The sequence below is a fragment of the Burkholderia sp. D-99 genome, from assembly GCF_011605345.1.
Lineage (GTDB): Bacteria > Pseudomonadota > Gammaproteobacteria > Burkholderiales > Burkholderiaceae > Burkholderia.
In genome coordinates, this window is the sequence record NZ_JAAOXM010000004.1 from 275,614 (window position 1) to 287,248 (window position 11,635).

4 protein-coding genes and 1 pseudogene are annotated in these 11,635 nt (G+C 64.8%); 1 reads left to right on the forward strand and 4 read right to left on the reverse strand.

What is annotated here, in order from left to right:
- Positions 1-50: 50 nt before the first annotated feature.
- The 4 genes and pseudogenes from HAV18_RS18490 to HAV18_RS18505 form a co-directional block, all read right to left on the reverse strand.
- Positions 51-2,435: a TonB-dependent receptor gene (locus HAV18_RS18490; RefSeq protein WP_347814771.1), complete on the reverse strand. Its 2,385-nt coding sequence runs from the start codon at positions 2,433-2,435 to the stop codon at positions 51-53.
- A gap of 205 nt (positions 2,436-2,640) precedes the next feature.
- Positions 2,641-3,006: a hypothetical protein gene (locus tag HAV18_RS18495; RefSeq protein WP_166958318.1), complete on the reverse strand. Its 366-nt coding sequence runs from the start codon at positions 3,004-3,006 to the stop codon at positions 2,641-2,643.
- Positions 3,007-3,332: 326 nt separating this feature from the next.
- Positions 3,333-9,227 (reverse strand): excinuclease ABC subunit UvrA, encoded by a 5,895-nt coding sequence (gene uvrA / locus HAV18_RS18500; RefSeq protein ID WP_208102016.1) that lies wholly within the window; start codon positions 9,225-9,227, stop codon positions 3,333-3,335.
- Positions 9,228-9,713: 486 nt separating this feature from the next.
- A pseudogene (locus HAV18_RS18505) lies at positions 9,714-9,911 on the reverse strand (IS30 family transposase); the annotation flags it as partial.
- A 467-nt stretch (positions 9,912-10,378) separates the two neighbouring features.
- On the opposite strand from HAV18_RS18505, the gene HAV18_RS18510 reads away from it, so the two are divergent.
- Entirely contained in the window at positions 10,379-11,557 is a 1,179-nt protein-coding gene (locus HAV18_RS18510; RefSeq protein WP_166958320.1) for a CHC2 zinc finger domain-containing protein, read from the forward strand.
- Positions 11,558-11,635 lie beyond the last annotated feature (78 nt).

Genomic DNA, 11,635 nt, shown 5'->3' on the forward strand with positions numbered 1-11,635 from the left:
CCGGTCGGTTCATGGCGTGATGGAATGAAGGGGTGAAGGAGCCGCGCGCATCAGAGCAGGTAACGGGCGCGCAGGTAATAGAAGCCGCCGTTGATGCCGATCGGCGACGACACGATGTCGTACTGCGTGCCGAGGAACTGGTTCTCGACTGGCAGCTTGCTCGGGTACACGTTGAACAGGTTGTTCGCGCCCACCGCGATTTCGAACTTGCGCGTCATCGCATAGCGCAGCTCGACGTCGGTGACGTATCTCGCCGCGTTCGTGAAATGCGCGAAGCGCGTCGTCGAAAATGCATTCGGGCCGCTCCAGTAGCTCAATTCGCCGGAGGTCGTGCCGTAACGTGTCTCGTGCAGGCTGAGCGCCCATTTGTCACGGTGCCAGGTGCCGCCGACGATGATCTTGTTCTTCGGCGTCGACGACGTGATGTAGCCGACCTGCTGCGCGTTCAACAGCGTGTTGCCGTTGGTGTCGCGGCCCACGCTCGTCATGCTCGTCGTGTTGAAGTTGATGCCGAGATCCCAGTCGACGCTCCCCCACCTCGCGAAGTTGCTGTGATACGTGCCCAGGATGTCGAGGCCGCGCGTGCGCGTATTGACGCCGTTCGTGAAGTAGTTCGCCGTCACCGACGGCAAGCCCGCGGGCAATGTGATGCCGGCCTGCGTCAGTGCATCGATCGCGGTCTGTCCGCTATAGGTGCCGCCCTGCACGATCCGGTCGCGGATGTTGATCTGGTACGCATCGATCGTCACGTTCAGGTTCGGCAGCGGGTTGAGCACGAGCCCGATATCGAAGTTGGTCGACTTTTCAGGCTTGAGCGGCGTCGCGCCGAGGTTGCGTGCGGCCTGCGAGTTCGGGGCCAGTTGCCCGTACGCGGAAAGCGGCGAGATGTTCAGGTTCGTGAAATACTGCTGCGCGAGCGACGGTGCGCGAAAGCCGGTTCCGACGCTACCGCGAACCGCGATGCGCGGCGTGATGTCGTAACGCGTCGAGACCTTGCCGTTGGCCGTGCTGCCGACGTCGTTGTAATGCTCGAAGCGCCCCGCGAGATCCACCTGCCAGTTCGGCGCAAGCCGGGTGGCGAGATCGATGTAGGTGCCGAGCACCTCGCGCGATTTCGACAGCGCACTGAGCGGCGACAGGCCCGGCAACGCCTGGCTGCCCGCGCCGTAGGTCGAGGCGGGATCGCCCGCGCCGATCGTGTAGCTTTCGTGGCGATGCTCGGCGCCGACCGACACGTTGAGCGGCGCGGGCAGCAGCGGCACGCTGAATGCGCGCGACAGGTCGAGGTTGTTGGTCCACTGCGTGTTCGTGAAGGTCGACAGGCGGAAACTGGTCGGCGTCGAGCCGGTCGCGTCGAACAGGCTCGTGTTCGCCGAATTGACCATGCCGATACCGATGTTGTCGCGGCCGTAGGTCGAACTGATATCCCATGCCCAGCCGAGCAGCCGGTCGCCTTTCACGCCCGCGGTCAGCGAAAAGTCGTTTTCGTTGATCGTTTCCTGCGGCGTGAAGCCGTTCGGGTAGAGCGTCGGCAGGACCGACGGCAACCGGTAATTCTGGTAGCTGCCGCCGCTCCGGTGTGCATACGTGCCGAAGCCGTACAGCTTCGCGCCGCCTTCGAGCAGGTAGCCCGCGTTGAAGGCGACCGCTTCCCGCGTGCTGGACGGCGACCCGAGAATCAGGTTGTCGTTCTGGCCGGTTCGCGGATCGGCGCCGGTTCGCACCGTATGATTCTGCCGGTTGTATTCGGCGCTCAGGTCGACATAACCTGCATCGCCGAGCCTTAGCCCGATGGTGGCCGCGTTGTTCTGCGCGAGGCCGTCGCCTTGATAGGTCTGGCCGGTCGTGTTCGACACCTCGCCGCCCTGGTAATTCGACTTGAGGATGACGTTGATCACGCCGGCAATCGCATCCGAGCCGTATTGCGCGGATGCGCCGTCACGGAGAATCTCGACGTGATCGATCGCCGTGACCGGGATCAGGTCGACGTCGACACCGGTCGATCCTTGCTGCGGCCCGCGATTCAGCGAGACGTTCGCGGTCGAATGGCGACGCTTGCCGTTCACGAGCACGAGCACGTAATCGGGGCTCAGCCCGTGCAGCGTCAGTGCGCTGGTCAGGTTGCCCGCATCGCCGCGCATCGCCTGGCGTGCGATCGACGGCGAGAGCTGGACGAGTGCGTCGCGCAGATTGCCCTGCCCGGTGCGCCGCAGCGCGTCGCCGCTGATCACTTCCACCGGGGCAGCGGCATCGCGCACTTTCCGCGCGCTTTCACGCGTGCCGGTCGTGACGATGACGTCTTGAACGGTGACGACCACATCCGGGGTAGCGCCGGCGGGCGCCGGGTTGGGTTTCGTGTCCTGCGCCCACGCGCCGCCGCCGGCGGTAATCCAGCATGCAGCCAGCGCCAGCGAGCGGCAACGGGGGTACCTCACGCGCGCAGTGTCGTTTCTCTGATAAACCACTTCAAGGCCCTCATTTCAGCGAGCCGCGAAGTGTTGTCTCATTCTCGCGTCACGCTTCTCGTTTGTTTTGATATCAGTGCGTGACGCATCATCCTCCTGGTGAAATATTTTGTTAAATAACAAATACGCATTTTCATTTATCAATTCAAATGACCATTACCGATCCTGCGTACGATTACGCAATCACGCAGAAATTGTTGCGATTGCATGGCGAATGGAAATGACGGCAGTTGAGTGAACTGACATCAGCGATCTGCGATTTGAACAATTGATTGGAGTATGCGCATATCGGTGAAATATCGATTTCGCTCGATAAGCTGCGCATTGCATGTTCGAACCACTGCGCTGGAAAGTATCGTGACAATATCGACATCATTGCGATGGCGGAATGATCGCGGGCCTTGCTCCGCTTCGAATAGTTTCTGCTAATGGCGTGGCGGGCCTCGAAGAAACGCATCGGTTTCTCGATGCTGATGGACAGCCGGTTGCCTGGTGTACCCGCTGCGCGTGTCGAAGCGCCGGGCCTTGCCTGTCCGTTCACGGGCGAGCCGTTCGAGTTGACCGATCCGTCCGTGAGTGGACCGCCGGCACACCGTCCCGCGGAAAGCCCGGCTCGCCCTTGAACAGCGACACGACCGATTCGGGGAGCACGATGTCCTTGTGCGGGTTGCGCACGTCGTCCACGCCGGGAGCGTTCGCGACCATCAAAAGAAAACACCCCAAAGGTCGGATCAAAATCCAACTTTTGGGGTGCAGTTCACGAAGAGGGATGCACGCGCCGGATCGCGGTGCTCTCCCCAGCCAATTGTCTGTTAGCCAGGGGAAATCACCGCCCGACACCGGGGCCGTCAATACGAAGTGTCGCGCTCACCCTACCCGCGCTTCTCCCTCGCGCTCGGCTTCCCCTTCGTCCGTGCCCGTTCTCGCGAGCACGGGCCTGAGCGCCTGCCCGGTATGGCTCGCGCTTACCTGCACGAGCGCTTCCGGCGGCGCCGCCGCGACGATCGTGCCGCCGCCCACGCCGCCTTCCGGCCCGAGATCGATGATCCAGTCGGCTTCCGCGATCACGTCGAGGTCATGCTCGATCACGACCACGCTGTGCCCCGCATCGACGAGCCGGTGCAGCACGCGGATCAGCTTCGCGACGTCCGCCATGTGCAGGCCGACCGTCGGTTCGTCGAGCACGTACAGCGTGTGCGGCGCCTTCTGCCCGCGCCGCGTGATGTCGTCGCGCACCTTCGTCAGCTCGGTGACGAGCTTGATGCGCTGCGCCTCGCCGCCCGACAACGTCGGCGACGGCTGGCCGAGCGTCAGGTAGCCGAGGCCGACATCCTTCATCAGCTGCAGCGGATGCGCGATGTTCGAGATCGGCGCAAAAAACTCCACTGCCTCGTCGATCTCCATCGTCAGCACGTCGCCGATGTTCCGGCCGCGCCACGTGACGGCGAGCGTCTCCGGGTTGAAACGCTGCCCGTGGCACACGTCGCACGGCACCTTCACGTCGGGCAGGAAGCTCATCCCGATCGTGCGCACGCCTTGCCCTTCGCATGCGGGGCAGCGCCCGTCGCCCGTATTGAACGAGAAGCGCGACGCCGTGTAGCCGCGCGCACGCGCTTCCAGCGTATCGGCGAACAGCTTGCGGATCGTGTCCCACACGCCGATATAGGTGGCCGGGCACGAGCGCGGCGTCTTGCCGATCGGCGTCTGGTCGACTTCGAGCACGCGATCGATCTGTTCCCAGCCGCTCAGCGATTCGCAGCCCTGCCATGCATGCGTGACGTTCAGCGACGGCCGCGGCGCGCTACGCGCGAGCACGCTCGAGCGACGATTGGTAGCCGGCGTGTCCTGCTGCGCGGCCTTGCGCGCGCGGCGCGTGGCCGGCGACGACAGTACCGAGCGGCCGACCGCGTCGAGCAGGTTCGTCATCAGCACGTCGCGCGCGAGCGTCGACTTGCCCGAGCCGCTCACGCCCGTGACCGCGACGAGCCGCGCGAGCGGAATGCCGACCGTGACGTCGCGCAGGTTGTGCAGCCGTGCGCCATGCACGGTCAGCCAGGCGTCCGGCACCGCGGCGCCGCCCTTCTTGCCCGGCAGGCTCACGCTGCGACGCGGCTGCAGCGGGTGCGTCATCGGCTGCGCGAGTAAGCGCCCCGTCACCGAATCGGCCTGCGCGGCAAGATCCGCGACCGCGCCCTGCGCGACCAGCGTGCCGCCGCGCTTGCCCGCGCCCGGGCCGACGTCGATGATGTGATCGGCGCGGCGGATCGTGTCCTCGTCATGCTCGACGACGACGAGCGTGTTGCCCTTGTCGCCGAGCTTGCGCAGCGCGTCCAGCAGGATCTGGTTGTCGCGCGGATGCAGGCCGATCGTCGGTTCGTCGAGCACGTAGCAGACACCTTGCAGGTTGCTGCCCAGCTGCGCGGCGAGCCGGATGCGCTGCGCTTCGCCGCCCGACAGGCTCGGCGCCGCGCGATCGAGGCTCAGGTAACCGAGCCCGACTTCCTCGAGAAACGCGAGGCGGCTACCGATCTCGCTGACGATGTCGCGCGCGATCTGCGCGTCGCGCCCCGTCAGTTCCAGAGCGTCGATCCAGCGGCGCGTGTCCGACACCGTCCATTGCGCGACCTCGACGATCGGATGTGCATCGAACGTCACCGCGCGCGCAGACGGGTTCAGCCGCGTGCCATGGCAATCCGGGCACGGCTCGTTGCCGACGCCCTCGGGTTCCTGTTCGTCCGACGGCAGCGTCTGCTCACGGCCGCGATCGTCTCCGGCGAGCACCGTGTCGTCGTACGCCGCGCGCTGTTCGCGCGTGAGCGTGACGCCGGTGCCGACGCAGGTCGTGCACCAGCCGTGCTTGCTGTTGTACGAGAACATCCGCGGGTCCAGCTCCGGGTAGCTCGTGCCGCACACCGGGCAGGCGCGCTTGACCGACAGCACCTTGACCGTGCCGACGCGCGCGGTCGAATGATCGTTCTGCATCGCATCGTGCAGCCCGTCGAGCGGCGCGAGCAGATGCATCACGCCCTTGCCGAGTTCGAGCGTCTCGTCGAGCACGCGCCGCAGTTCGGCCTCGTTGTCCGGCGACACGACGATATCGGCGACCGGCAACTCGATCGTATGCTCGCGGAAGCGGTCGAGTTTCGGCCACGGATCGACCGGCACGAACTCGCCGTCGACACGCAGATGCGTGCTGCCGCGCGCTTTCGCCCACTTCGCGAGATCCGTATACACGCCCTTGCGGTTCACGACGAGCGGCGCGAGCAGCCCGACGTGTTGGCCGCGATGGTCGCGCAGCAACTGCGCGGCGATCGATTCGACGGATTGCGACGTGACCGGCGTGCCGTCGTGGATGCAATGCTGCAGGCCGAGCTTCACGTACAGCAGCCGCAGGAAGTGCCAGACCTCGGACGTGGTCGCGACCGTACTCTTGCGCCCGCCGCGCGACAACCGCTGCTCGATCGCGACGGTCGGCGGAATGCCGTACACCGCGTCGACCTCGGGGCGGCCGGCCGGCTGCACGATCGAGCGCGCATACGCGTTCAGCGATTCGAGGTAGCGGCGCTGGCCTTCATGGAACAGGATGTCGAACGCGAGCGTCGACTTGCCCGAACCCGACACGCCGGTGATCACGTTGAACTTGCCGTGCGGGATGTCGACGTCGAGCGATTTCAGGTTGTGCTCGCGCGCATTGACGATCCGCACGACGTCCTCGCCTTCGATCGCACGCCGCTCGCGCGCCGCGCTCAGCACGGCCTGCAGCGGCTTGCCTTCGTCGGCGAGCGCCATGTCGGCATCCATCGCGCGGTCGTACTGCAGCAGCGCCACGCCCGTGTGCGATTCGGCGCAGGCTTTCACGTCGTCGGGCGTGCCCGCGCACAGCACGAGGCCGCCGCCGTCGCCGCCTTCCGGGCCGAGATCGATCAGCCAGTCGGCCGCGCGGATCACGTCGAGGTTGTGCTCGATCACGATCAGCGAATGGCCGGCCGCGAGCAGCTTGCCGAACGCCTGCATCAGCTTCGCGATGTCGTCGAAGTGCAGCCCGGTGGTCGGCTCGTCGAACATGAACAGCTTCGCGCGTGCGATGCGCGCCTCTTCCGTCGCAACCCGGCGCCCGTTGGCCGCCGCCGCCGATTCGGCGAGGAAGCCGGCGAGCTTCAGGCGCTGCGCCTCGCCGCCCGACAGCGTCGGCACCGGCTGGCCGAGCTTCACGTATTCGAGGCCGACGTCGACGATCGGCTGCAGCACGCGCAGCACCTCGGCGTCGCTCGCGAAGAACGCAGCCGCTTCGCTGACGGTCAGGTCGAGCACGTCGGCGATGTTCAGCGCGCGGCCGTTGCGCTCGATGCGCACTTCGAGAATCTCCGCGCGGTAGCGGCTGCCGTCGCAGTCCGGGCAGCGCAGGTAGACGTCGCTCAGGAACTGCATCTCGATGTGCTCGAAGCCCGAGCCGCCGCAGGTCGGGCAACGCCCGTCGCCCGAGTTGAAGCTGAACGTGCCGGCACTGTAGCCGCGCTGCAACGCCAGCGGCGCCTTCGCGAACAGCTTGCGGATCTCGTCGAACGCGCCGACGTAGCTCGCCGGGTTCGAACGCGTGGTCTTGCCGATCGGCGACTGGTCGACGAACACGACGTCGCCCACCTGGTCGGCGCCCGTGAGGCTGCGGTACGCGCCCGGCGACTCGGTCGCCTTGCCGTGGTGCCGCGCCATCGCCGGATAGAGCACGTCCTGCAGCAGCGTGGACTTGCCGGACCCCGACACACCCGTCACGCACACGAGGCGCTGCAGCGGAATCTCGACCGTCACGTCGCGCAGGTTATGTTCGCTCGCGCCTTCGAGCACGATGCGCGGCGTATTCGCGTCGACCACGCGGCGCGCCCAGTTCGACGCGTGCGCGACATGCTTGCGGCCACCGAGATACTCGCCCGTCAGCGTGTGCGCCGAGCGAATGTCGCCCGGCGTGCCGTCGTAGACGATCGTGCCGCCGCGCTCGCCCGGGCCGGGCCCCATGTCGATCAGGCGATCGGCCGCGAGCATCACCGACGGATCGTGTTCGACCACGACCAGCGTATTGCCCGCGTCGCGCAGCCGCTGCATCGCCTCGACGATCCGCGTGAGATCGCGCGGATGCAGCCCGATGCTCGGTTCGTCGAGCACGAACAGGGTTTTCGTGAGCGACGTGCCGAGCGCGGTGGTCAGGTTGATCCGCTGCACCTCGCCGCCCGACAGCGTGCGGCTCTGCCGGTCGAGCGTCAGGTAGCCGAGCCCGACGTCGCACAGGTATTTCAGGCGCGTGCGCACCTCGGCAAGCAGCAGCTTCAGCGCATCGTCGAGCAGCGCGCTCGGCAGGCTGATGCCGTCGAAGAAGCGACGGATGCGCTCGATCGGCAACAGCATCAGGTCGTGCACGGTCAGGCCCGGCAGCGCCTCGAGTTGCTCGCGGCTCCAGTCGACGCCGCGCGGCATGAAGCGGCCGGCCGGCGCGAGCACGCCGTCGGCGTTCTCTTTCGAGCCGAGCCGCCACTGCAGCGATTCCGTCTTCAGGCGCGCGCCGCCGCACACGTCGCACGGCGTGTAGCTGCGGTATTTCGACAGCAGCACGCGGATATGCATCTTGTACGCTTTCGATTCGAGATAACCGAAGAAGCGCTTCACGCCGTACCACTGGCTCTGCCACTTGCCGTTCCAGTCCGGCGAACCGTTGACCACCCAGTCGCGCTCGGCGTCCGACAGCTCGGCCCACGGCGTGTCGCGCGGGATGCCGGCTTTCGCCGCGTAGCGCATCAGGTCGTCCTGGCACTCTTTCCATGCGGGCGTCTGCATCGGCTTGATCGCGCCGCCGCGCAGCGTCTTGCGCGCGTCGGGGATCACGAGGCCGAGATCGACGCCGATCACGCGGCCGAAGCCGCGGCAGGTTTCGCACGCGCCGTAGGCCGAGTTGAACGAGAACATCGCCGCCTGCGGCTCCGCGTAGCGCAGGTCGCTGTCGGGATCGTGAAGCCCGGTGGAGAAACGCCACACCTGCGGCTCGGCGGCCGCGTTTTCTGCTTCCGGTGCAAGCACGTATACGTTCACGCGCCCGCCGCCGCGCTTCAGCGATGCCTCGATCGCTTCGACAACGCGCACCTTGTCGGCCTGCTGCACGCGGAAGCGGTCGGCCACCACGTCGAGCACCTTGCGCGGCCCGGTGGGCGACGCGACCTCGCGCTGCGCCTGCACGCGCGTGTAACCGCTCGCGGACAGCCACTGCGCGACTTCATCGTCGGAGGCCGTTTCAGGCAGCTCGACCGGGAACGTGACGACGACGCGCGGATCGTCCGCCTGCGTGCGCGCGACCAGCTCCGCGTAGATCGTCTCCGGCGTGTCGTGCCGCACCAGCCGCGCGGTCTTGCGGTCGAACAGCTCGGCCGCGCGCGCGTACAGCAGCTTCAGGTGATCGTTCAGCTCGGTCATCGTGCCGACGGTCGAGCGCGAACTGCGCACCGGGTTGGTCTGGTCGATCGCGATCGCGGGCGGCACGCCGTCGACCCGCTCGACCTGCGGGCGGTCCATCCGGTCGAGGAACTGGCGCGCGTACGCGCTGAACGTCTCGACGTAGCGCCGCTGCCCTTCCGCGTACAGCGTGTCGAACACGAGACTCGACTTGCCGGAGCCCGACGGGCCGGTGACGACCGTCATCTCGCCGGTGCGCAGGTCGAGATCGAGGTTCTTGAGGTTGTGCTGACGCGCTCCGCGAATGCGGATCAGATTGCTGGATGACAATTTGCCTGCCCGTCTGAATGAGTTAGCCAGAGTGCCCGGTGCCGGAACGCTGCGGTGGATGCCCGCAGGTGTGGCTTACGTGCTGCAAGGGTTGCAAGGGTTGCGCCCGTGCGGCTCGAGTTCGACGGGTACTATACTGTATATTCATACAGTTTTCCATGACGACCCTGGGGGCGGTATGGGATGGGGGTTGGGGGGCGGGGTTCTCGTTACGCAGAACTCGGCGCAGCGCGCACTGGCGGGTGGAAGTCATTCGGCGGAGGTGTTGCAACCGAAGCCATGGGGCACGGGGCTGGGGCTGGGGCTGGGGCTGGGGCTGCTATAGGAAGCGATGCGGACGTCACAGGTCAATCGACTCGGTTCGGCCGCTGCCAGCCGTTCGACCTGGAGGTTCGAATCATTGACAATCGAGGGCCGTCGCCGCTGCTCTAGAAGATCACGTAGTCTTCGAGGTTTCCGCCTGATGCTCCGTCAACCAGTGCACATTGCCATCGTCCGCGCCAATCTTGTACGGCACCGGTTCTTCGGCTGTATACCGCCCGTTTCGGCCAGAATCCGTTGCACCGAGGAATGGTTCCGATCAAACAACTGGGCGATCTGCTTCAGCGACTCGCCCTTGCGCCAGCGCTCCCACATTACCGCTTTCTGACTATCCGTGTAGCAGATCCGCCGTCTCTGTTTCATTGCAACACTCCTCGGTGCTATGCGGCCTCTCGTGTGTTGCATCGACGGGTTGAATCCGCAGCTAACAGCTGACGTTCGACAACTGCCACTTCTTGGAGCTTCTGTTGCCCCATCTAAACGACCACGTGCTAGCCCGCTTGCATTTTCCATACGGGGGGGCGTCAAAGAAGCGTGTCATGAGAGCAAAGACTAGGCCAATTCTTTGGTGGCCCGCATTGCCGCCCGCACCTGTCGTCGCGCTACCGCCCTCTTTCAGTGGCTAGGAGGCGCTCGCTATTAGGAAAATGGCCTACGTCGAGGTGCTGCCCCAAGCCTAGTTCGCTACAAACCAAGTCGATCTTTACGCAGGCCAGCGCCGACGTGGGTTTAGCTCTGACGCTGTGGTTCACCGCGCACAGAGCGATCGACGCCTAGACTCCTGGCTGAACCCTTGCCGCAGCTACGGTGCTCTGACTGGCTGCCGCCGCTTGCATCTGCGTACTCAGTATCGTTCAGATGTCAGCGAATTCGCAGCCCAATCTCCCTCATCTCCATGGGATGATTCTCGTAAGAAAACAGAAACTGGCGCAAGGGGGATGATTTTGCGGCGAGCCAGCTTACAGGCAGCCAAGCCGAAGCTATTGAGCGATCAGGCGCTTGCACGCCTGCGCGAATTGCCAATGGCGGACGTTGCATCAGCCGTAGGGATCACCCTACGTGGCAACAAGGCGATGTGCTTCAACGGGCACGATGCAGCGAGTCCAAGCTTCACCGTCAGCAAAGCGAAAAATACCTGGAGGTGCTTTGGATGCGGTGAGCATGGCGACGCAATCGCGCTAGTCCGGAAGATTTTAGGCCTAGGGTTTATGGATGCTTGTGACTGGCTCTGCGGTCACTTCGGCATCGTCGGCGGCGAGGCCCCGCTCGGCCGACGCGCACGTTCAATGTCGCAGGCTAAAAGTCCCAAACCAGTTAATCCCGCTCCTTCCGAACGCTCGGCTAGCCCTGACCCCGAACTGTACACCTGGCTGGTGGCGCACTGCGGACCGGTCATTGCGTCCTTGGGGACAGCCTACCTCCAAGCTCACGGAATTGCACCGGATTTGGCGCTTAGGTTCGGCGTCGTAGAACTCGTGGACCCGGCGAGGGCGTATCGAGAGCTAGAACGGCGTTGGGGGGCAGAGCGAATCCGCAGCGCAGGACTATCTGGGAGCCGACGGGCGCTAAGCTGGTCTGGCTACGCCCTAGTTTTCCCCTTCAAAGTCGATGCCACCACTCAGTACTTACAGGTTCGCTGCCTTCAGAGCAGTAAGAAATTCTTCGGTCCAAGCGGTATCCCTAAACCTATGTTCAACAGTCAACGGCTGAGCCAGTTGCAGCCAGGAAGTCTTCTGCACATTTGCGAAGGCGTCCCAGACGCAATTGCCATGGAGGGATCCGGACTAGCCGCCGTTGCAGTTTTAGGTGCTACGTCGTTTCGTTCTGACTGGGTGGAGGAACTTCTCCCTTTTGACCTAGTGGGTGTTCCCGATGGTGATGCTGCAGGTGAGAAATTCACGAAGGTTCTTGCGAATGAGTTTCGAGCCAGAAGTAAGAGCATTCGGTTTGTAGTTCCACCTGAAGGCATGGATGCCAGTGACGTGATTGCGCGAGGAAAGAATGCGTAGCTTTCTAAGTCAGGTGTGCGACCAATTGAACATGCGCTGGGCATGGGAGAAGGTAAAGCGAGCGTCTGTCCCCGGTGA